At 49.6% G+C, this 21,496-nt stretch carries 15 protein-coding genes; 6 read left to right on the forward strand and 9 right to left on the reverse strand.

Features of this window, described 5'->3' with window-relative positions:
• Positions 1–8: 8 nt before the first annotated feature.
• Positions 9–1,136: a sister chromatid cohesion protein PDS5 gene (locus H6F90_RS17520; RefSeq protein ID WP_190553613.1), complete on the forward strand. Its 1,128-nt coding sequence runs from the start codon at positions 9–11 to the stop codon at positions 1,134–1,136.
• On the opposite strand, the gene H6F90_RS17525 is transcribed toward H6F90_RS17520, so the two are convergent.
• The 5 genes from H6F90_RS17525 to H6F90_RS17545 form a co-directional block, all read right to left on the reverse strand.
• Positions 1,133–2,800 carry an ATP-binding protein gene (locus H6F90_RS17525; RefSeq protein ID WP_190553614.1) on the reverse strand — a complete coding sequence of 556 codons (1,668 nt, stop codon included), beginning with the start codon at positions 2,798–2,800 and terminating at the stop codon, positions 1,133–1,135. The genes H6F90_RS17520 and H6F90_RS17525 overlap by 4 nt on opposite strands.
• 240 nt (positions 2,801–3,040) lie before the next feature.
• Positions 3,041–3,853, reverse strand: coding sequence for a cell division ATP-binding protein FtsE (ftsE, locus tag H6F90_RS17530; protein WP_190553615.1), 813 nt, complete (start codon positions 3,851–3,853; stop codon positions 3,041–3,043).
• 44 nt (positions 3,854–3,897) lie between these two features.
• Positions 3,898–4,662: a WecB/TagA/CpsF family glycosyltransferase gene (locus H6F90_RS17535; RefSeq protein ID WP_190553616.1), complete on the reverse strand. Its 765-nt coding sequence runs from the start codon at positions 4,660–4,662 to the stop codon at positions 3,898–3,900.
• A gap of 386 nt (positions 4,663–5,048) precedes the next feature.
• Positions 5,049–5,390, reverse strand: a complete 342-nt coding sequence (locus H6F90_RS17540) for a hypothetical protein (RefSeq protein ID WP_190553617.1) — start codon at positions 5,388–5,390, stop codon at positions 5,049–5,051.
• Positions 5,391–5,420: 30 nt separating this feature from the next.
• Positions 5,421–5,690, reverse strand: coding sequence for a hypothetical protein (locus tag H6F90_RS17545; protein WP_190553618.1), 270 nt, complete (start codon positions 5,688–5,690; stop codon positions 5,421–5,423).
• Positions 5,691–6,682: 992 nt separating this feature from the next.
• Here H6F90_RS17545 and H6F90_RS17550 point away from each other — a divergent pair.
• Positions 6,683–9,892, forward strand: a complete 3,210-nt coding sequence (locus tag H6F90_RS17550; protein WP_190553619.1) for a glycoside hydrolase family 15 protein — start codon at positions 6,683–6,685, stop codon at positions 9,890–9,892.
• 87 nt (positions 9,893–9,979) lie between these two features.
• Here H6F90_RS17550 and rpsU read toward each other — a convergent pair whose 3' ends face one another.
• Together rpsU and H6F90_RS17560 are read right to left on the reverse strand one after the other, a co-directional pair.
• Positions 9,980–10,168 carry a 30S ribosomal protein S21 gene (rpsU, locus tag H6F90_RS17555; RefSeq protein ID WP_190433231.1) on the reverse strand — a complete coding sequence of 63 codons (189 nt, stop codon included), beginning with the start codon at positions 10,166–10,168 and terminating at the stop codon, positions 9,980–9,982.
• Between the two features lie 140 nt (positions 10,169–10,308).
• Positions 10,309–10,647, reverse strand: coding sequence for an RNA-binding protein (locus H6F90_RS17560; protein WP_190433233.1), 339 nt, complete (start codon positions 10,645–10,647; stop codon positions 10,309–10,311).
• Positions 10,648–10,876: 229 nt separating this feature from the next.
• On the opposite strand from H6F90_RS17560, the gene H6F90_RS17565 reads away from it, so the two are divergent.
• Positions 10,877–12,295 (forward strand): cell wall metabolism sensor histidine kinase WalK, encoded by a 1,419-nt coding sequence (locus H6F90_RS17565; RefSeq protein WP_190553620.1) that lies wholly within the window; start codon positions 10,877–10,879, stop codon positions 12,293–12,295.
• A 119-nt stretch (positions 12,296–12,414) separates the two neighbouring features.
• Here H6F90_RS17565 and H6F90_RS17570 read toward each other — a convergent pair whose 3' ends face one another.
• The gene (locus tag H6F90_RS17570; protein ID WP_190433236.1) at positions 12,415–12,621 is read right to left on the reverse strand and encodes a hypothetical protein; all 207 of its coding nucleotides are present in this window, start codon (positions 12,619–12,621) and stop codon (positions 12,415–12,417) included.
• A 724-nt stretch (positions 12,622–13,345) separates the two neighbouring features.
• Here H6F90_RS17570 and H6F90_RS17575 point away from each other — a divergent pair.
• From H6F90_RS17575 to H6F90_RS17585, 3 genes are all read left to right on the forward strand, one after another.
• On the forward strand, positions 13,346–17,263 hold the full coding sequence (locus H6F90_RS17575; protein ID WP_190553621.1) for a hypothetical protein: 3,918 nt from the start codon (positions 13,346–13,348) through the stop codon (positions 17,261–17,263).
• Positions 17,264–17,328: 65 nt separating this feature from the next.
• Positions 17,329–18,309 (forward strand): ABC transporter ATP-binding protein, encoded by a 981-nt coding sequence (locus H6F90_RS17580; RefSeq protein ID WP_190553622.1) that lies wholly within the window; start codon positions 17,329–17,331, stop codon positions 18,307–18,309.
• 97 nt (positions 18,310–18,406) lie between these two features.
• Complete coding sequence (locus H6F90_RS17585; protein WP_190553623.1) at positions 18,407–18,823, forward strand: fasciclin domain-containing protein; 417 nt, start codon at positions 18,407–18,409, stop codon at positions 18,821–18,823.
• Between the two features lie 171 nt (positions 18,824–18,994).
• On the opposite strand, the gene H6F90_RS17590 is transcribed toward H6F90_RS17585, so the two are convergent.
• Positions 18,995–21,394 (reverse strand): GAF domain-containing protein, encoded by a 2,400-nt coding sequence (locus H6F90_RS17590; RefSeq protein ID WP_190553624.1) that lies wholly within the window; start codon positions 21,392–21,394, stop codon positions 18,995–18,997.
• Between the last annotated feature and the right edge of the window lie 102 nt (positions 21,395–21,496).

The following is a 21,496-nucleotide window of genomic DNA, read 5'->3' on the forward strand; positions in this document are numbered from 1 at the left end:
CCTAGACCATGAGTGAGACCATATCTGAGCTGATTCAGAATCTCAGCGATCCAGCCGTTGAGGTTCGGGCTGGCGCTGCCAAAACGTTAGGTGAACATGGTGCAACCGCCAAAGCAGCGGTTCCCGCTTTACTCAAGGCTGTTAACGATCGCTCTGCGGCAGTCAGAGACAGTGCGATCGCCTCTCTCAGCAAAATCAACCTCGGTTCCACAGTTTCAGCCCTGATTCAAAATTTGGAGGATGACGACGATCGGGTGCGAACCAGTGCCGCTAGAGGCATTTCTACAATGGTCGAGCGCTTCGAGTTGCCAGCTTCGACCAAACAGCAGGTGTTTCAAGCTCTAGCTCAAGCCGTAAATAACCGTAGTTGGTTTGTTCGTTCTACGGTGATGGCGACGCTGGGTGAGTTAGCTCCGGTGGATGAAGTGCTGCCGATTTTGATCGCGGGCTTAGCCGATGCAGAAGCAGAAGTTCGTCAAGATGCCGCGATCGCGATTCAGTGCTTTGGAGATGAAGCCGAGGCAGCCGTACCTCACCTGATCGATGCCTTTTGGCATGACATTGAGGTTTACGCAGCTTCAGCACTGGGCAGCATTGGCCCTGGAGCGCAAGCAGCCGTCCCGCGTCTCTTAGAAGCGCTTGAGCGAGGGCATGAAGATCTGAGAGCGCGGGCGGCTGAAGCGATTGGAGAAATTGGTTCTGTTGCCGCCGTACCTGCATTAATCAACTTTTTGCAGCAGGAAGATGCAGGTCTCCGCCGAGCAGCGGCTGAAGCGCTTCAAGGTCTTGGACCTGTCGCCACCGCTGCTGTCCCCAACTTGATTGTGGCGTTGGAAGACAAATCGGATGAGGTCAAGGCAATGGCGGCGAAAGCCTTAGGAGAAATTGAGTCGGAGAACACGGCGATCGCGGAGCTGCTCATGCCGTTGTTACAGGATGAAGCGGCATCAGTGCGAGCTAGTACAGCTTATGCCCTGCAACTCATGGGCAAGCATGCGGAAGTGGCTGTGCCTGCCTTGATCGAAGCCTTTAGGGATGAAGTGGAACGAGTTAGCCAAAGTGCTGCCAGAGCTTTAGCTGAAATTGCCACCCCCGAAGCTAAGGAAGCGATCGCTCGTTATCGTCAGTGGTCTTAAGTCCTGATTTGGCCTGTGCGTCCAGCGACGTTGACCACGGCTGCTACTAGCTCAGCGGGTTCAATGGGCTTAGGAATATGCATTTGGAACCCGGCTGAGAGTGCCTGGATGCGATCTTCCAACCTGGCATAGGCAGTCAGGGCGATCGCCGGGATAGTACCCCCTTGCTCCAACGCCAGTTCCCTCACTTTACGAATGAGGGCATAGCCATCTTCATGAGGCATGCCAATGTCACTCAGTAAGACATGCGGCTGGAGGCGCTCAATGGCCTCTAATGCTTCACTAGCAGAAGCGACAGACGTAACGCTAGCACCGCATTGCTCTAGCACAGCCGTCACTAATCTGCGTGCATCCACTTCATCATCCACCACTAGCACCTGCAAGCCACTTAGAACAGAAGTACCTGGAAACCCGACCTCATCGCCCGCAGTAGAGCGGAGCCTATCTAAATGCTTCAGTTCTCCGGGAATCATCATTAAAGGCAAGCTCACCTTAAAAGTAGATCCCTGACCGTCGCCTGTGCTTTCCGCATAGACGCTGCCCCCATGCAGCTCCACGAGGGTACGCACAATGGCTAAACCCAAACCCAGCCCGTTTTGCACTCTCGTAGTAGAACTATCCGACTGACTAAAGCGGTCAAAAATATAAGGGAGAAAATCAGCAGTAATTCCTTGACCTGTATCGCTAACTGTAATTTCTACGTGGGAATTAATACGCTCTAGACAGACTTGAACTTGGCCTCCCCCCGGCGTAAACTTCACGGCGTTAGAGAGCAAATTCCACATCACCTGCTGGAGTCGATCGGAGTCTCCAGAAACTGAGCCTGCGAACGGATCAAGAATGGTTTGAATCCGAATCGCTTTGGCATCAGCAGCAGGACGGACGACATCGATCGCGGCCTCTACTACAGCAGCAAGTTCTACAGGCCGAACGTTGAGGCGCAGCTTACCTTGGATGATGCGCGAAATGTCTAAGATATCGTCAATTAGTTGGGCCTGAAGCTTTGCGTTACGCTCAATCGTCTCAATTGCATGTTCTGCCTTAGCTTCGTTGAGCTGGCGCGATCGCAGTAGCCTAGCCCACCCCAGCATGGCATTCAGCGGAGTCCGCAACTCATGAGAAAGAATAGAAAGAAACTCATCCTTGGCCCGATTTGCTGCCTCTAGTTGTTCAGTCCGTGCCGAAACCCGCTGCTCAAGTTCGGCATTCAGCGCTTGAATCTGCTTCTCGGCTTGCTCTCGCTCTAAAATCTGCTGTTGCAGAGCCTGATTTGCTGCCTTTAGTTGGGCTGGACTGGGCAATGCTAAGGCTTGAGGCACTAAAGGAATAAGTTCGAGCGCTGTATAAACCGACACCATTGCTGTGGCAGCCTTGAGCGTGCCTGAGAGCCAGTAGGTAGGGTGCCACAGCGTCCAAATCTCCATTAGATGCGTGGTACCGCAGGCAATGATAAACGAGCCGAACAGGAGAAAGACCCAGCTAAACGGTAGGTCATCTCGCTTGCGGACAAAGTAAAGCAACGTAATGGGAATTGAATAATAGGCTAAAGCAATTAGAGCATCAGCTAATAAGTGAAGCCATACCAAACCTGGCTGCCATAAATAACAATGTCCGTGGGGAATGAAGGGTCCTGAAGAAAATAGGTTATTCAGGAAGGCTGGCATACGATTTTCCTGGGTACCGAGGGCGATTTAAGCTAGTGGGCATGAATTAGGGTTGCGCTTGCTAGCAAGTATCTCCTATCAGTATTCCCGATAGTGCCCTTGCGCTTAATCGCTATTGGCTCTGCTAATACAGCAGAATCTATTTCTGGTAAATTTTAATACCTAATGTTTCGCAGTAAGTCCTTCATAGGGGGACTATTGCAGGTTGCGGCTGCCTATGCCACACGTTTGGTCAACCCATTAAGATTTTACGGAGCTTAACCTGCCATTTTTGATTTGTACGACGGGGTGGTTAGACATTCTCACCAGTTGCTCATCGTGAGTGGTCACGATCACCGTAATTCCAATCCCATTGAGCTTTTTCAGGATCTTGATCACTTGCCAAGAATTCTCTGAATCCAAGTTACCTGTAGGCTCATCGGCCAGCAATAGCGGTGGTGTACTAACCACAGCACGGGCAATGCTCACCCGCTGCTGTTCTCCCCCAGACAATTCATCAGGGAAACAGTCGGCTTTATCTTGCAGACCCACCATCCGGAGCGTGGGCTGCAACCGTCGCTGAATTTCCTTGCGGGTATAGCCTTGAGCTTGCAGGACAAAGGCCACATTCTCAGCCACTGTCCGACGAGGAATCAGCTTGTAGTCTTGAAAGACAATGCCAATTCGCCGCCGCAGCAGCGACAAGCGATCGCCCCGCAGCTTGGATAAATTGTAGTCATCCACTACTACATCGCCTTGGTTCGGACGTTCTGCACCATAAAGCAGCTTCAAGAACGTAGTTTTACCGGAACCAGAGGGGCCAGTCACAAATAAAAAGCTGCCCCGCTTAACTTCTAAATTCACGCCTAACAAGCCACGACTGCCATTGGGATAAGTTTTCGTGACGCTTTGCAACTGAATGATCGGTCTGGTGGCAGCAGGCTGCGGTGTGGAGTTGCCTGGGGACTGAGTGTCACTGAGCGGTGCCTGGAGGTGGGCATAAACATCGCTGGCTGGGGAACCAGAACTATTAGCAGCAACCTGGGGAGATTTGCCGTGCAAAACCTGGGGCATAGAGAAAAACAGTGCCTTTGAGCAGCGTGATTGTGACGTAGAGATTATGGTAGCTGTTGGCTGACTGGATGTCTCTGGGTCAAGCGATAAATTAGGGCTCGAATTGCAAATTTTGGTAACGCCAGCATCCGTCGCCACCGCCAAGGTTCTTTATATAGCCGATAAACCCACTCCAAATGGTTGTCTCGCAACCAAGCAGGGGCTCGCACTTTCTCCCCTGCCCAAATGTCGAAGCTACCACCTACCCCAATCCAAACGGCTTCTGGGCAGAGGTGACGATGCTCGGCAATCCACAATTCTTGGCGAGGCACGCCCAATCCGACAAAAATTAAGCGAGGTTGTAAGGTTTGCAGCATTTGTCGAAACTCTGGCTGAGCTTCGGCGGGAAGAAAACCATTTTGCACTCCCGCGATCGCTAAACCTGGAACTTGCTGTTGCCAATGGTTCGCCGCAGTCTCTGCAACACCAGGAGCACCGCCGTAAAAGAACACAGACCAAGGTTCGGCTGCTTGTCCTGCCCGCTGTAAAAGGGCTTCTGCGAGTTCAATCCCTGGACACCGTTCTATCCGTCGCCCTTGCGATCGCAGGTACAACACTACCCCAGCGCCATCGGGAATCACTAACTCAGCTTGGCGAATAATGTTAGCTAAAGCAGGGGAATCTTCTGCCTGCATGGTCATTTCCGCATTGAGCGTGACGACATGCACCCCTCGTTTTTCTTGCAGCCGAGCGGCAAGCCAACCTGCATAGTCGTTCGATAGGTGAACTGGAAGGCCCAGTACAGGAAATGGTTTGAGTGCTTCAGACATGGACCGCACTTGCACTGCCTCACGCATCTAGTAATGGTTGTTGAGTAGCCCTCTCAGGCGCTAGATTTTACCGCACTCTAGCCCAGAGCGCTACTAAATTGCTGCTGGTTTCGCAGTTTTCGTTTCAACTACCCATTACGGGTGCGATTGCCACAAATCCTGACAAATCACATAACAAGTAAAACTTAATACATAAATTCGGGTTAGAGACTCAGGTTATACGTAGGCCAAGAGGAGGCGATCGCCTCACCATGTTGTTGGCAAGAAGCACGTTTTATGGCCCTGGCTCAACTAATCCTCAAGCATTGTCTGCCACAAAAAATCCATTCTGATCTAATTAGATAATCATATAAATAGACTACGCTCCATAACGGTTCAACGGATTGTCAAGTTAAATGCAGACGATATTGGTTGATAAGCAAATCAGCGTAGACCTGTATACCCCTGTGAAGAACATCTCCAATACCCCAATTTAACTGAGCCTCATTAAGCCAATTAATGGCAGCATCCAACTCGGCAGCATCATAGCGTTTGTGTTTGATAACATTATTTAGCTGCTTGATCCCAAGTAAATCTGTTAATGGAATAATTTCGATTTTCAAGGTTGTTTCTTGCCCTGCGTATATTGCGGGTCTGACCTCTTCTGAAAATATGGTAGTCACGACATGCAATTGAAGGTGGCGTAGTTCACGGAGAAGAATTAGCATTGCATTTTCCGTTGTTTCCATTTTTAACGGCTTCTCGTCCAGCCCTCTTTCTTACAAGTCAAATAAGAGAACCTCTTCCATAGCAACAAATTCCATGAGCGACGCCCGTAGGTAAGCAACCTGCATGATCTCCTTATCCTCATCTGAGACGAAATGAGGATCACCGATCTGCTGTAGAAATCGAAGTGCTGCCACAGAGCGCTGATACACACGTGGAAGAGAGCGTAGAGCATCTTCTGTATCTCTTTTGAGAAAACAGAACATTGGGGTTGATTCAAAAATTGGTTGCCCGTCAAGGCGAAGTTTTACTCGAGGAGCCATTTTTGTTCATGTGGTTTCAGTGTTTATTATGTCTAATTACTCCATCTATGATCTCTGATCTTGAATTAAGATGTTAAATAGGTTGATCTCAGCTAATCCGGCAATTCTGATATTCGGGTAAGCTAGTTTTTTATATATTAATTCAATTTCAATATTCGGACAAAAGCTTTGATGTTTTCGATGTCCCAAAGTATAATTCAGCCTAACACTCTTGAGTGGTGAATAATTTTGAGTTGCAATAAAAAATCCCAAAAAACTGGCTTTTCAGGGAAAAAGCTAGATTTCTGTTCCTTGTTATTTAATTAGCTTTTTTAATATCAAAAATTACAGAACCCCTTGAGGATAAGCAATTAGAAAACGGCTTGAGCCTCAAGAGTATGCAAGTCAAAAATCAGAAGAATTAAGAGAAGCGATCGCTTGAATGAAACTTAAATTACAGAAAACAATTCAAAAACACGATTTCATAGTTTTAGAACTCGCAGCGCTTTAGAGAGCCATCAGCATACATTTCCATTGGAACGAGTTCTAGTTTGCCGTTTACTTTTACTTGGGAGTAAACAATTTTAAGAAAAGGAGATTTATTTTGATTACAGCGACGGGACATACAAAGCACCTCGTAATAGGAGTAAGAAATGAGTAATTTGTCTGCTCCTAGCTTCAATGCATCCAATTAGCCGAGCAGACTACTTCTGCCAAATGATCGATTCCGTCTTGTTCTTTCACCCTAACTCTTGTTCTACCGGATTCCTCGTAAAGATACGGACATGGCTTCAAATATTTCAGTGAAGATATGGTGAAATTACTGGGATCGAGCGCACCAGAGGTAGCGATCGCGTCTTTGCAATAAATCACTCTTAAACCGGGGATAATAAAGGCACTCAGCCTGTAGCTCAGCAGGCTTTGGCAACGCCGCGATCGCATCACTCAAGCGTGGCCGAAAGACTAAAATTGACTTCTACAACTTTAGGCTCAGTTCTCCAAGTAACCGAAACATGGCAACCGCATCCCTTGATTTGCAAGCGCGCTTAGATGACTACTACCGCCAAATCAACACCATCATCCTGACGCGCCAAAATCCCATTACAGGGCTGCTACCCGCCAGTACAGCAGTTAATGCCCACGGCGACTACACCGATGCCTGGGTGCGGGATAACGTCTATAGCATTCTGGCCGTGTGGGGGCTGGCACTGGCTTACCGCAAAGTAGACGAAGATCAAGGGCGTACTTACGAACTAGAGCACAGCGTCGTGAAGTTGATGCGCGGCTTGCTGTTTGCCATGATGCGGCAGACTCATAAAGTCGAGAAGTTTAAGGCGACACAATCAGCGCTAGATGCACTCCACGCCAAGTACGACACTCATACTGGCGATACGGTCGTAGGAGATGGGGAATGGGGCCACCTACAACTCGATGCCACCTCCTTATTTTTGTTGATCTTGGCCCAAATGACCGCTTCCGGACTGTCCATCGTCTACAGCATTGACGAAGTCAACTTTATCCAAAACTTGGTCTACTACATTGGGCGGGCTTACCGCACCCCAGACTACGGCATTTGGGAACGGGGCAACAAGACCAACCACGGCAATCCAGAGCTAAATGCTAGTTCCATCGGCATGGCGAAGGCAGCGCTGGAGGCGATCAATGGTCTAGATTTGTTTGGCGTGCGGGGTAGCCAAGCATCAGTCATTCACGTGTTACCCGACGAGATTGCGCGGGCGCGAATTACCCTAGAATCCCTATTGCCACGGGAATCTGGCTCTAAAGAAATTGATGCGGCTTTGTTGAGTGTGATTGGTTTTCCTGCGTTCGCTGTGGAAGATCGCCCCTTGATGGAGCGCACTCGCAACGCCATCATTAAAAAGCTGCAAGGCAAGTACGGCTGTAAGCGTTTCTTGCGAGATGGTCATCAGACAGTTTTGGAAGACACCACCCGCTTGCACTACGAACCTTGGGAGTTGCAGCAATTCGAGCATGTGGAATGTGAGTGGCCGTTATTCTTCACCTATCTGCTGCTGGATGGCTTGTTCCAAGGCGATCGCACTCAAGTAGAAGACTACCAAGCCAAGCTGAAAACATTGCTTGTCGAGCAGGATGGTCTGCACCTGCTGCCAGAACTGTACTACGTCCCTCAGGAAAGTATTGATGCTGAGCGCCAGAAGCCCCAGAGCCAGAAGCGTTTACCCAATGAAAACATCCCTCTGGTTTGGGCACAGAGTCTCTATTTTCTCGGCTGTATGGTCAGCGATGGTTTAATTGCCTTGGGAGATATTGATCCTCTAGGACGGCATCTGTGCGTCGGGCGGCATCGCGAACCGCTGATTCAGATTGCAATGCTGGCTGAGGATGAAGCCATTCAGGAGAAACTCGCGGCCTATGGTATTGCCACCCAAACTCCGAAGCAGGTAGAACCGTTACAAGTTCGCCATGCCACTGAGTTATCGGCAGCGTACACCCAGATTGGTCGCAACGATAAACTTGCTCTGAGTGGTCGGCCTATACGACGTCTCCGCAGTCTCACTACTTGCCGCGTCTTCCGCATTTGTGGCGAAACGATTGCCTTTTTGCCTTCTTGCCTCGATCCGCAACAGTTTTATCTAACACTGGACTACCACTTTCTAGTCGCTCAGATCAAAAGTGAGTTGGCCTATATTCAATCCCATTGGTGTCAACTTGGTAGACCCACTCTCACATTGCTAATCACCAAAGCAATGCTAGAAACAGGTCGCGGAGCGCTTCTGGATTTGATACAAGAGTTGCAGAATGGCTACTGCAATGGCATTGCTGTTCGATTGGGACGACTGAATCAACTGATCCTGACGGCAGGAGTTGAGCGGATTGATTTTCTGCATAATTTTGAGTTTTCTAGCACTTCAGTTCAAGATGCTTCGCCTGTTTGCTCGTACTTGGCGCTCAATCCAGAGAAGAGCGGCCCCTTGGGTTACACTCAGGAATTTGTCTTGGAATGTGAAACCAACATCGATTTGCTGCTGAGCAGGTTGCGAGAGACGGAAAACATCTACGAGCAAATTGAACTCTTACAAACCTTAGTAAGGTTGCGAGGGTTAGAGTTTGAGACGGGGTTTGAAGGCCCGCAACGCTCGGTGACAGTGGTTGATCTCCTCAATGAAGTCTATACCAAAGCTGGCACGTTGCAGTTGTGGGCAGTCGTACGACGAGCCGCAGGTCTACTCAACAAAGTAGACATCGGTTTATCGGATGCGGTGACCGATATTTTGGTGCGGCAAAAGCAAATCACGGTGGGCAAGTCCTACAGCGAAGCTTCCTTGATTACCCGTCCCATGTCTTACACCGAGGTGATCGACAAAATCAAGGAGTTCTGCGGTGAAGACATTCGCGATCGCGTCCTCACTCAAGAAATTTTGATCTACTGCGGGTTGCTGATCCAATCGGAGCCACAACTTTTTGATGGTTTGCTTACCCTACAAGTGGGCTATCTAATTTTGCTGATTACGACTACTCTATCTCGCGAGTTGCAAGTCACCCAGGACGAAGCTTATGAGCAGTTGATGGGACTCAGCCCCTTTGAGATCAAGATGCGTCTTCGCCAAGTGCTAGCTAGGTACGAAGGCATGAACCAAGCCCTATTTCAGCAAGAATCGCTGCACGTCAAACAACAACAGGCGATCGACTGGGTGGTGCTGCCAGAGCAATCCGATGCCGAGTTGCCGACGGGCAGTTGGTTACAAAAACGTCAATTGGATGGAGCCCTCAACCGTGTACCAGAGGACTTTTACTTCAAAGTTTGGCGAATGCTGAAGCACTGCAAAGGCTTGGTGATTGGCGACAAGCTAGAGCGCCGCAACCGCTTGGATAGTCATTTAATTTTGGCGGAGATGACGCCTGGAGAACCCAATTTTGCTTTGCGGGTAGAGCACTTGCTAAACAAGATTCCAGCGCCAGAGTACCGCCAAGTGAATATCGAAACCTTAATGGAATTGGCCGCGATCGCAGAACGCAACCCCAACCTACAAATTGAAGAAGCGATCGCACTTGATGTGTTGATCGGTCACGCGGTGCGCCTCGCTTGGCTAGACAAATTTCCCGATCGCGCCGACCAATACCCACAATACAAAGCCTCAGCTTGGCGATCGTTCTATGACACCTCACCCTATCTCTGTGCCAGCTATGTAGTTAAGGCTCTCCAGTTCTTGGCTCAACTCGGCCAAGCGAATCCAGTCTAGCAGCGTGAGGTGCATTTAAAGCAGTAGGAGTGTAGCAACGAATCACTACACTCCTATACTTCAACCGCTATACATAAAATCGGTTGTTTAACTAGCTGAATTAAACCGTCTCTTCCGTCTTCGAGCGATCGCCTTGCGCTTCTTCTTCTCGATCGGAGTCTCAAAGTGCCGTCGTCGTCTAATATCCGAAAAGATTCCTGCTTTCGAGACCTGACGCTTAAATCGGCGCAGCGCCGACTCAATTCCTTCGTTTTCGCCAACAGTCACCTGGGTCATGCGATTGCCTCCTGAGCTTGACTACTTGCTAGGTGGTTGTGAATCACCCCAGTGCATCTTCAGCAAAGTGAGACAAGGGCTGGCCTCTGCCTCACTCGCTCACAACTCTAAAGTTAAAAGCCTTGCTTTAAGACTGAGGTTTAGTAGCGGCGAGAGAATCCATCTCTGCTGCCACCACCACCGCCGCCACCGCCACTTCTGCGGTTACCACCGCCACCACCGCCGGGGCTTCTCTCTTCACGGGGTTTAGCTTTATTGACCTTAAGATCACGGCCCATCCATTCTGCTCCGTCCAGAGCTTCGATAGCTGCGGTTTCTTCAGCTTCGGTTGACATCTCAACGAAGCCAAAGCCACGCATGCGGCCTGTTTCGCGGTCTACAGGGAGTTGAACTCGCTTTACGGTACCGTATTCCGAGAAGATGTCACTCACATCCTCTTGGGTAACTTCATAAGATAGGTTGCCGATGTAGATTGACATGGAAAACTCCAGAATCAGAAAAAGTGTAGAGATTGAGATTCGGAGAGATGCCTGTCAATCTAAGAACAAACCCGTCAGCCGAAACTTAATGCTCACTAGACACGGTAGCACAGAATCTTTAGCCCTTCCAGGCCATCTCTTGTTCCGTTGACAAAAATGGCAAAGCTCGTTTTCGTTACTGAGTCTAGGTTTTGCTTCTTTAACATTAACTTGTATTAACTTACTTACGATGTTTCAAACTACTCGGCGGCGATTAGCTTTGTGGTACACCACAGTAACTGCTGTACTGCTGCTGCTATTTGCAAGTGGCTTCTATCTTTATGTCCGCAGTACCTTAATTGAGCGGATTGATGACACGCTCAACCATGTTGTAGAAGTGGTGCAGCGATCGCTAGTTCTAGAACCCGTGGACTTCCATAAAGAGGGTGGTCCTTTACGGATCAATATAGAAGCGAGTTTTCGCAACAATGCCGACACGGTCGAAGATGATCATATTGACTTAGAGTGGTTTAGCCCTGAGGGAGACCTGCTTTGGTCTACTCTTTCGGCACCGTTGAATGTAGCTCTGCATCCCAACAGTACTGGTGAAACGGTACATCTCCCATCGCAGCCTAGTGATGGGGTGCAGGAACCCGATCTGCTGCGGCAAGTGACGCAACGGGTCCAAGTAGGGCGGCAAGTGCTGGGTTATTTGCGGGTCAGTCATCCCTGGTTTGAAGTTACGAAACCAATTCGGCAACTAATCTTTGACCTGAGCTTGGGGACTGGCCTGATGGTTGTGGCAGTTGCGGCTATTGGTTGGTTGCTCTCTGGGTTAGCAATGCAACCAGTGCAAGCTTCCTACCAACAACTAAAACAATTTACCGCCGACGCTTCCCACGAACTCAGAAACCCGATCGCTACGATTCAGACTAATGTGCAAGTGGCGCTCTCCGATCCCAATCCTGATCCGCAATGGCAGCAACAGCAGTTGAAAGTAGTGGAGCGTCTCACTCGCCGCTTGGGACGCTTAGTCGATGATTTGCTATTTTTGGCGCGGCAAGACAGTGGGATAGTGCAGCCTCGCTGGACAACGGTGGCGTTGGATGCGCTGTTGATTGATGTCGTGGAAGAACAACAAGCGATCGCCTTAGAAAAAGGAGTGAGTTTATCTCTAGATTTAGAGGAACCCGCAGAAAACCCACCAGAGCATCGTCCCCGCAATGGCAGTAAAGGCGAAATTCCTCCCGAACCTTTTACATTACAAGGCGATCGCGATCAGTTGGCCCGACTATTTACCAACTTGGTAGGCAATGCGGTGCAGTACACGCCCGTAAATGGACGGGTTGAAGTGATGCTACAACAAGTGAAGCGCAATCATATCGTGCAGTTGCAAGTGCAGGTGCGGGATACAGGTATTGGCATTCCGTTGGAGGCGCTGCCGCATATCTTCGATCGCTTCTATCGAGTTGACCCTGCCCGCACCCACGAAAACGCTGAAATTAGCATTGCCAAACCCGCCACTACGGGTTCTGGTCTAGGACTCGCGATTGCGCAAGCTATTGTGGAAAATCATCAAGGCAATATTGTTGTTGAGAGTAAACCTGAGCAAGGAACCACGTTTATCGTTGCTTTGGCTGGTCATAACGCTTCGATCGTCAGAGTTTAGAGCCGTTCCTTGTTATCTACTAGTAGGGAAGACGAAATTAAAGCCCCAAAAAATAGAGGCTGCCCTTGTGGACAGCCGATTAACAGGAATGAGTCTATAAGACTACTGCTTAACTGCGTTTACTCGGCAATTTCTACCGAGCCATCTGCCAAGATCGTGAGGTTGTCGGGATCAACATAGTGGCACACAGCGTCATTCATGCAAATCAGCGCCCAGCCTGATTGGTCGATTCCAACTAATTTATAGTCTGTATCTTCAACAAAGAAGCCCTTGTGGTTACGGGTTCCTGATTCAACTTGAACATTATACTTGTCTGTAATAGACATGGTTTTTCTCCCCGGCATTAAGCTTTTTTAAATTCACTATCGATGTGTTTGGTTCACATCTTCGCTTGATTCCTAAAAGCTTATCACTAGATAGAGAGAGTGATCATTAAGTTATTTAAGAATTTACTAAAAGATAAAGCAGCGTTTGTTACACAATTTAGGGATCATCAAGAATCGACGTTAACCTATCAAGAACGAGCGATTTAACCAAGTGATTTGAGGGTTCTATGCTCTCTATCCTTAGATAGAGGAGAAATCCAAATCTCCTAGAGGTTAAAGGGTTTCAGTCAATTTAAAAGACTAAATTCAGCCAAAATTGCTACAGAAAGTAACGCAGCAATTTATTCAAGAGAGATACCGCTTACAAAACTCAACGTTACTGCTTGAATCAGCTAGGTATTTATTCTCAATTACAAAAGTTTATCTACTTAATTCTTGTTGTTTTAGACCACAAAAGCAGGCTTTCAAATAGCTTGAGGGACGCACTTCAGCCCAAGTAACTGTTGCTTTAGTGTCGCATTGCTGAGCGTTGGATTAGTCCTCAAAGACCTGGCTTTGTAACGTACAATTCATTAGTTTTTGGAGTTGGTTTATAGGCGATCGCTCTGAGTAGCCCATCTCTGAAGGGATGATGCTTAATAAAGTGCGAGTACTGAGCAGCCAGGTAGAAAAAGCTTGTTATCTTGCTAGCTATCTCGAACGTGGACTGGGAGGGCAGTGAAGCATGGCATCTGGCTCCGATCGCTTGATTAGGATTGAACTCAGCGTCCAGGCGAACTCTGCCTTGTTGGAAGGATTGGAGGTATGGCAAGACTTAGGACTACTCTCAGAAGAGCAAGTTAAGCAGATCGGCGATCGCTATCTCACCTGTGCCTTACCGGAGCCCATTCCAGTTAATGACGCCTCAGTAGGGGATGCTGAACCTGACTCAGACTTTCTGATTGAACCAGTTGAGCGATCGTCGCGAAGACCCCGGATTAGAACAGGCGCTCGATCTTCTCCAGTTCGCTCTGACAGTGCGGCTAGCTCCACTAGCGTTGGTGGCACGACTATCAGACAAAGCAACTTCTTAGCCGAACGCCTGCAATCATTGATGGCTGAGATTAGCGTCATCTGGCTGCTATTCTTGGGCGTGTTTATGGTGGTAGTTTCGTCGGGAGTGCTAGCTGCGAGCCAGTGGCGCAACTTTCCTCCTACCGGGCAGTACTGCATTTTATTTGCTTATACTTTGGCCTTTTGGGTTGCAGGTTTATGGGCTACGAAACAACCCAACTTACAGCTCACAGCTCGGATGTTGCAGACGGCGACGTTGCTGATCATTCCGGTCAACTTCTGGATGATGGATGGGTTTAAGTTGTGGCAACAACCTGAAGGTGGAGCGATCGCAGTTGTTGCAGCATTTGGTCTGACGGCCTTGCTGATGCAACCTTTGGGATTCAGACGCAACTCGGTCCACCCTGTAGCTACTTCACGTTGGCTCTTGCTAGATGCTGTGGCCTTGAGCTGGCTGCATTGGGGCTGGGGGTGGTCTGGATTTCCGCTAATCGCTACCTATCTGGGTACGGTCGGTACGGCGTTTGTATTGTTGCAGCAAGACCAAGCTTCAGCAGCTATCACGGCTCAGACAAGCTCAGAAGCGCGATCGCCTGACTCAGAACGCGTTTCGTCTTCGATGACGGGACAGACATGGCTAGCTCCTAGCATCATTGCGGTTGCAGCCTCAGCCTTGCTACTAATTGCCAGAGCTGTTTTGGTCGCCCAAGTTCCAATCCATCGACTAGGCTTGGCGGTGGGAATTTGTGGCTGGCTGTTGTGCTGGCTGGCGAGACAAAAACCAGGCAGAATTTTGTGGACTCAGGCAGGCGCAGCTTTATTGCTACTGGGATGGTTAGTCACAGTATCGGTACAACCGCCGTGGCAGGCGATCGCGATTAGTGGCTTGGCCTTGTGGCTGCTTAGCGATCGCTTACGGCGCTTGCCTCAAGCTGCCTTGCTCACCGCTGCTTTTCTAGTAGGGCTACAAGGTTACTGGTTGCTGTGGTGGTTAATTCCAGTAGACGGGAGGCAAGCTTTTCTACGTTGGAATGAGCAAATCGTAGGCAGTTCATTCACAGCAGCGAGTTTAGTTGGAGTTGGGTTCTTTCCCTACTTAGCGTTGACGCTAGTAGTAGCGCAGTATTGGCGACAACGACAACAACCGCAAATAGCTGACTGGAGCGAAGCCTTAGCTTTAGGCTTGGGCATTGCTTTGACTTTGTTTAGTCTGACCAATCCCCTGCTGCGATCGCTCAATCTAGCTCTCTCGACCTTGACCTTAGCGGTGGTGGTGCGGCAGCGGTCTCAGGCTTCTTCTGGGCTGATTTACTTGACCCATGTCACGGGTTTAGCGGCGATCGCTTCTGCGCTTGACCTCCAGTTTCCGAATTTACCAACTCAGCTTTGGGCGGGAGTGTTGCTGGCGGGAGCGCTATTGGAGTGGAGTTTTACATTGGCTCCTCGTTGGCCTGTCTGGAAACGCAGTGCTTGGTATTTCGGCTTACTCTTAGCCGCGATCAGCTACACACTGTTTGGCAGCCTTTGGTTGAGTGAATCGAGTGCAGTAGGGCGTTTTTGGTTGCTGGCTCCCGCTGCCATGACTGGTTTGGCAACTCGCAGACAGTGGCCTCATGCTCGACAGGCAAGCTGGTTGAGTACGCTGGCGTTAGTGGTCGTGCAACCTTTGACACTGGGCTTTGCGACTCCTCGCTTAATCGGCTTAGGTGTGGCGACTAGTTTGATGCTGGTAAACACTTACCGCTTGCAGCATGTAGGTGCCGCCATTCTCACCGTGGGTTTCAGCTTGGGTTTGGCGATCGCAGTGATTTGGCAGGGTTTCTCGACTCAGCTTACATTGCCGATCGCGCTGAACTTGGTGGCGAGCGCAACGCTGATCCTTTGGTTGCTTCACGATATTGGCCGTAGACAAACTCAAACTTTAGCCAAAATCTATGCTCAAGTCAGTAATGGTTGGGCGATCGCGCTCAGCATTATCAATCTGCTGATTTTGACTGGTTATGATTTAGCTCTTTACGGTAGGTTCGGCGATCGCTCTGTGGGTTACACCGTTGCGATCGCTTTGACGACATTGGCGATTGGCTACCGCATTTGGCAGCAAGCGAGCAATGTAGGGTTTTATGGCTTGGCTTGGGGCATCGAGTTACTGGTGGTTCGGCTGCTATGGTCGCCGGATGTCTCCTTAGTTCCTACCCTGCTGGAACGATTGGCGATCGCAAATCTGGCTTTGGGATTGGTCGCGCAACTAGCCAGTGATTGGTGGGTGAGGCGAACTCAGCAGCCTTATCTCATGAGTTGGCATGTGATTCCGGTAGTTTATGCGGCTTTGGCTCTGATGGGCGCTCACACTACCTTCACAGCTACCACAGGCTTGTATAGCTTCGGTGCCGCTCTCATTGGCATTGGCGTAGGCCGACAACAACCTCGACTCGCATTAACCTACCTCTCAATCGTGGGTATCTCGATCGCGGCCTACGAGTTGCTGGTCTACCAGCTCATGCAAGCGACAGGCGGCAATGCAGGCGATGGCATCTTATTGCTGGGGGCTTTGGCGGCTGTAATTGCGATCGGCGATCGCCTGCTGTCCCGGTGGTTGGTGCCGTACCTCCGCCTTGACGCGCCCCGAATTCACGCGATCGCTCACTTGCACTGGATTATCAGTAGCGGTCTCATGCTGCTAGCGCTGTTCAATTCGCTCAGCCCCACCGGAGAACTGCTGTGGGTGGGGATTACGGCTGTGCTCGCCATCTATGCCCTCCGGGAAGGTCGAGACAGTGAGTCTTGGACTTACACCGGAATTGTCACCAGTTTGCTAGCGATTGGCTATCTGCTTAGTCTGTGGCTATCGGATGCCACTCTAATCGCTTGGGGAGCCGCGATCGCCAGTGCTATAGCTTATGGCATGTACGTTCTACCTTGGCAACGCGGAGGTTGGGCGTTGGAGCCTTGGCAGCAATCAGCCATTCTGCTGCCTGGGGTGATCGCGGTTGCCAATGCGGGTGGGGTGAATTTGCAAAGTTTGCTGATTGTGGCAGCTTTTTATGCGTGGGTGGCCAAAACTCGCAATCAAGCACGGCTTAGTTATCTCAGTATTCTGCTGGCAGACTGGGCGATTCTACGCTTTTTCAGCGATCGCGCCTTAGAGGAACCATTGTGGTATGCCGCCGTTTTGGGTGGGTCGCTGCTCTATGTAGCGCAAGTTGACCCAGCTTTGCGATCGCCCACTGAACGCGAGAAACGCCATTGGCTGCGGAGTTTAGCCGTGGGTTTGATTTGTTTAACCGCGATCTATCAATCGGAAACTAGTTTAGCGATCGCCTTAGGAACGCTGGGCTTTAGTATTGGGCTGATTTTGGCGGGACTAACCTTGCAAGTCCGCGCTTTTCTCTACGTCGGTACAGCCAGCTTCATGATTCAAGTTTTGCGGCAAGTTTGGCTCTTAATTGACAACTACTCTTTGCTGCTGTGGGCGTTGCTGATTGTTTTAGGTTTGGCTTTAATTTGGATTGCGGCCACCTTTGAGGCGCGGCGCAGCCAAGTTTCGGCTTTGTTGCAGCATTGGGTGACAGCACTCAACGAATGGCAGTAACCCTGTGGCTGTGAGAAGCCAAGACCAAGCTAATCTAGAAGACTAGGATATTCAGTGGAACTGTAATGACTGCTGCAACAGATTCACCAGGCGAACTAGTCGTATACGATCGCCCGACGGTAGTAGAAACCAATAACCTCCGCAAAGTCTATCGCACCGGGTTCTGGTTCAATCAGCGCGTGGAATCCTTAAAAGGCTGCTCCCTTACCGTCTATCAGGGAGAAACCTTTGGCTTGTTGGGGCCAAATGGCGCAGGCAAAACCACTCTGCTTAAAACCTTGTTGGGCATTGTTCGCCCCACTTCTGGTAAGGCTTTTTTATTAGAGCGGCCCTTGGGCGATCGCTTAGTGAAGCAAAGAGTCGGTTACCTGCCAGAAAACGCTTACTACTACGACTACCTGACGGGCTGGGAGTTCTTGCAGTTTGTCGCGGGCCTCTTCCAAATTCCGCGCTCAGTGCAACGGCAACGGATTCCGCAATTGCTCGAACTCGTGGGTTTGTCGCAAAAAACGACGCGCAAGAAACCACTACGGCAATATTCCAAGGGTATGTTGCAGCGCATTGGCATGGCCCAAGCCTTGATTAACGACCCAGATGTAGTGTTTCTCGATGAACCGATGTCTGGGCTAGACCCGATGGGGCGTTACCAAATTCGAGAGATTATTCTGTCGCTGAAAGAGCAAGGCAAAACAATTTTTTTCAATAGTCATGTGTTGTCGGATGTGGAGCAAATTTGCGATCGCGTCGCCATCTTGGCTGAGGGCGAGTTAATCTGTGTCGGCTCCTTGAATGAGCTGCTGGGTACGGCTGATACTTACTACGTCAAGGGTAAAGGTGGCAGCTTGGATGTACTGAAGAAGCGCATGCTCAATCTAGAGTTTGAAGACGGCTTCTGGGAAGGGAACCTGCGGGGCGATCCTTACGATTTCTTAGCCAGCCTCAGCCTCATGGGCGCGCAAATCATCACGGTCAGCTTAGCTCGGCCTACTTTAGAAGAGTTCTTTATGGAGCAGTTGCGCCAGCGCAATATTCAATCCACTCATTAAACCTAGCCGAGTCAGCCTGTAGCAAGATGCCGAGTCGGTTTCTGGCTTCTATTTCTTAACAAGAGACCTACTTTATCGAGAAGCTAAATAAGCAACTATGGCTGACCTCTTAGAAACTGCTACCCAGGCTGGATCGTTTACTCAACTACTGAGTGCGCTTGAAGCGGCTAATTTAAACGACGTACTGAGAAACCCTGGCCCCATAACGGTTTTGGCTCCTACCGATGAAGCCTTTGCCAAGCTACCGGAAGGCACCATCGATGGGTTATTGCAAGAACCGTTGAAGCTAAAGCGGCTCTTGACTTACCACGTAATCTCTGGCGATGTCCGCTCGGATGACTTGGCTCAGATCGATGAAGCTCCCACAATGGAAGGCTCGATTGTAGCTGTAGGGCAGGAGGGAGGCTTGAAGGTAAATGATGCCAATGTACTTAAAACCGACATCTTGGCTGATAACGGTGTCATCCATGTGATCGATACGGTGCTGATGCCGACTTTGGCGATGGCGGAGTAGCCTTTCCAATAATGCTGTGGGTGTTTAGGTCACTGGCTTACTGAGTGCTCATCAGATTGCGACCTAACCCCCAGCCCCTTCCCTATGAGGGAAGGGTAGCCATATTCAAAGTTCCTCTCTGACGCGGAGAGGGGTTTGGGGAAAGGTTTCGATCGCGTAAAATTTATGGTTTCAGGAAGTTTGAGGTTGAGTAGGCAGGTGAACGGTAAAAGTCGTCCAGCCATCTGCGCTCTCCACTTGCAAAACTCCCTGTAACTGCTCTACTAGCTTCTGCACTAGCGCCAGGCCTAAGCCTGTACCCCCCTGTTGCCAAGGATCGGCGTGAGGGACTCGGTAGAACTTCTCAAAAACTCGATCTAGTTGAGCGGCAGGAATATTGGCTTGATTGCGAACCCTTAAAGCAATGACAGGCTGGGGAGTTGGGGCGATCGCTAAAGACTTAGATTCACACCAGACACTCAGAATAATCTGATGACCTGCCGGGGTGTACTTGCAAGCATTGTTAATTAGTTCGGCTAAGACGCGCCCTAAGTTGGCATAGTCCGAAATCAGCGGTGGTAAATCGGCGGGCACATCCATGTGCAGGATTTGTTGGCGTTCTTGGATGCGGGAGCGAAACGGTTCAATCACGCTCGGTAACCAATCGGGTAGCAGAATCGTTTCTTCTAAAGCGATGCCATCAGCTTGTGATTCTAAGCGCTGGAGATCGAGCAGATCGTTAATTAGCTCAATTTCTCGCGTACACTCCATTTGCAAAATTTCGAGATAGCGCTGTCGCCGCTCTATGCTGGGCGCAATTTTGAGCATTTGAATCGCCATCTTCATGTTGGAGACAGGGGTTCGCAGCTCATGGGAAACCGTGCTTAAAAAGTCATCCTTAAGTTGGTTCAGCGCTTCTAAAGCCTGGACTTGGGCTTGAGCAGCTTGATACAGCCGAGCTTGCCGCATAGCGATCGCACATTGGTTGGCAACCTGCTGCACAATCCGCACCTCTGCCTCATCGAAATATGCTTGGGGAGTTTTGCACAAATGCAGGCTCCCTAAAACCTCGTGATCATCACTGATGGGGTAACTGAAAATTGCTTCCGGTTCGCCGTTGGTTTGGGAGCGGGAATAGATGGGGCAAAATTGCACGCCTTGACCTTGTAGCAACTGCTCATATACATCGGGATACTCGGCGATCGGCACTACCTGACCTGAGTAAGTATGTGGGACTGCTGTAAATTCATAGGCGATCGCAGAAGTTTGTTGCGCTAAGTCATGCAGAGCGGTTTCACAGCGCTTCACTTGTAGTCCTAAGCCGAGTTCCTGAACCGCAGTTTGCAAAATCTGCCCTTCATCCAGGCTGTCCCGTACTTTGTCTGTAATGCGCTTGAGCAAGGACTCAAAACTCAAGGCTCGTTGCAGTTGTTGGGTGCGCTCTTGCACCTGTTGCTCTAGATTGGCATTCAGTTGCTGCACCTGTTGGTACAGTTCCGACTGCTGAATGGCTAGGGCGAGTTGGTCGGCGATCGCACAACCTAAATCCACTTCCGAGTCTTGCCAGGTGTGAGGCGAGTCTCTTTGCGATAAAGTCAAGCTGCCCCAGAGATTGCCTTGATACTGCAAAGGAATCAGCAACCAGGCACCTGGAAACTCTTCTGCTAGAGAGCTGTTGATCGGATCATTGAGCACCTGAGTATTGTCAATTCGTACCACTTCTAATTGCTTCAGGCGAGCTGCCAAGGGGTTATCCGCATCCGGAACCTCCATTCCTACACCCGTAGGCACCAAACCAAGCTGCTGCTCGTACTCAGCGACATTCAGCCAAATTTGCCGCTGCGGTACATACTGCAAAATCGAAACATAATCAATTTGCAGCATCTGACCAATTTCTTGGGCTGCGGTCGCAAAGATACAATCGATGTCGAGAGAGTTACGAACCGCTTGAGTAAAACGATTTAAGGCTCGCTCCCGTTGCACCTGATACTGCGTTTGTTGGTAGAGCTGCTGAAGCTGCGTTTCTGCTTGTTTGCGCTCGGTAATGTCATTCAAGAAAGCAAGAGCACATCTTTCCCCGTCTATCTCCAAAACATCTACAGAGACTAAAGCATCTCGCATCTCACCCGACTTCTTGGCATATTTAGCTTCTAAGCTGCGGACCAAGCCTTGACGGTTTATCAATTCGATTAGCCTTTTTCTATCTTCCGCACTGGGCCAGATAGCCAGTTCTAAAACCGTATGATTAATCAGTTCTTCACGGCTATAGCCCACCAAGTCTACAAAGCTATTATTTACGTCAATAAAACGTCCCTCAGTGATGGTAGAAATGCTAATTGCGATAGGACTCGCTTGAAATATTTTCGAAAGCTTTTCCTCTGATTGACAAATTAGGAACTGCGCGTCTTGATTATTAGAACTTATGTCATTATTTGAAGGGGTCGGCAGCGCTTTTGTGAGGCTCGAAAGCTCATCCAGTGATGTTTTTAGAATGGCTGCTTGATCGGCAGAGAGTTGCTCAGCGAATTGAGCTAAGGAGGAAATTCGTTCCTGAATTGTCTCCATCCGTTGCTCAAAACTATGCAACTCCACACCGAACTCCTAGTAATTTTTAATCTTTAAGCTAACTTGATTTGTGCATCAATTGAGTGCAGATCATCCAATGCAACTTTTTTTGCGAATAGCAAAATAAGG

This window comes from Trichocoleus sp. FACHB-591 (assembly GCF_014695845.1).
GTDB lineage: Bacteria > Cyanobacteriota > Cyanobacteriia > FACHB-46 > FACHB-46 > Trichocoleus.

What these genes read in the sequence shown, in the direction of transcription:
- rpsU (WP_190433231.1), bottom strand. Translation starts at nt 10,168, where the DNA reads ATGACCCAGGTGACTGTTGGCGAAAACGAAGGAATTGAGTCGGCGCTG.
- H6F90_RS17560 (WP_190433233.1), bottom strand. Translation starts at nt 10,647, where the DNA reads ATGTCAATCTACATCGGCAACCTATCTTATGAAGTTACCCAAGAGGAT.
- H6F90_RS17570 (WP_190433236.1), bottom strand. Translation starts at nt 12,621, where the DNA reads ATGTCTATTACAGACAAGTATAATGTTCAAGTTGAATCAGGAACCCGT.
- H6F90_RS17545 (WP_190553618.1), bottom strand. Translation starts at nt 5,690, where the DNA reads ATGGCTCCTCGAGTAAAACTTCGCCTTGACGGGCAACCAATTTTTGAA.
- H6F90_RS17585 (WP_190553623.1), top strand. Translation starts at nt 18,407, where the DNA reads ATGGCTGACCTCTTAGAAACTGCTACCCAGGCTGGATCGTTTACTCAA.
- H6F90_RS17525 (WP_190553614.1), bottom strand. Translation starts at nt 2,800, where the DNA reads ATGCCAGCCTTCCTGAATAACCTATTTTCTTCAGGACCCTTCATTCCC.
- H6F90_RS17575 (WP_190553621.1), top strand. Translation starts at nt 13,346, where the DNA reads ATGGCATCTGGCTCCGATCGCTTGATTAGGATTGAACTCAGCGTCCAG.
- H6F90_RS17580 (WP_190553622.1), top strand. Translation starts at nt 17,329, where the DNA reads ATGACTGCTGCAACAGATTCACCAGGCGAACTAGTCGTATACGATCGC.
- H6F90_RS17565 (WP_190553620.1), top strand. Translation starts at nt 10,877, where the DNA reads ATGTTTCAAACTACTCGGCGGCGATTAGCTTTGTGGTACACCACAGTA.
- ftsE (WP_190553615.1), bottom strand. Translation starts at nt 3,853, where the DNA reads ATGCCCCAGGTTTTGCACGGCAAATCTCCCCAGGTTGCTGCTAATAGT.
- H6F90_RS17535 (WP_190553616.1), bottom strand. Translation starts at nt 4,662, where the DNA reads ATGTCTGAAGCACTCAAACCATTTCCTGTACTGGGCCTTCCAGTTCAC.
- H6F90_RS17550 (WP_190553619.1), top strand. Translation starts at nt 6,683, where the DNA reads ATGGCAACCGCATCCCTTGATTTGCAAGCGCGCTTAGATGACTACTAC.
- H6F90_RS17520 (WP_190553613.1), top strand. Translation starts at nt 9, where the DNA reads ATGAGTGAGACCATATCTGAGCTGATTCAGAATCTCAGCGATCCAGCC.
- H6F90_RS17540 (WP_190553617.1), bottom strand. Translation starts at nt 5,390, where the DNA reads ATGGAAACAACGGAAAATGCAATGCTAATTCTTCTCCGTGAACTACGC.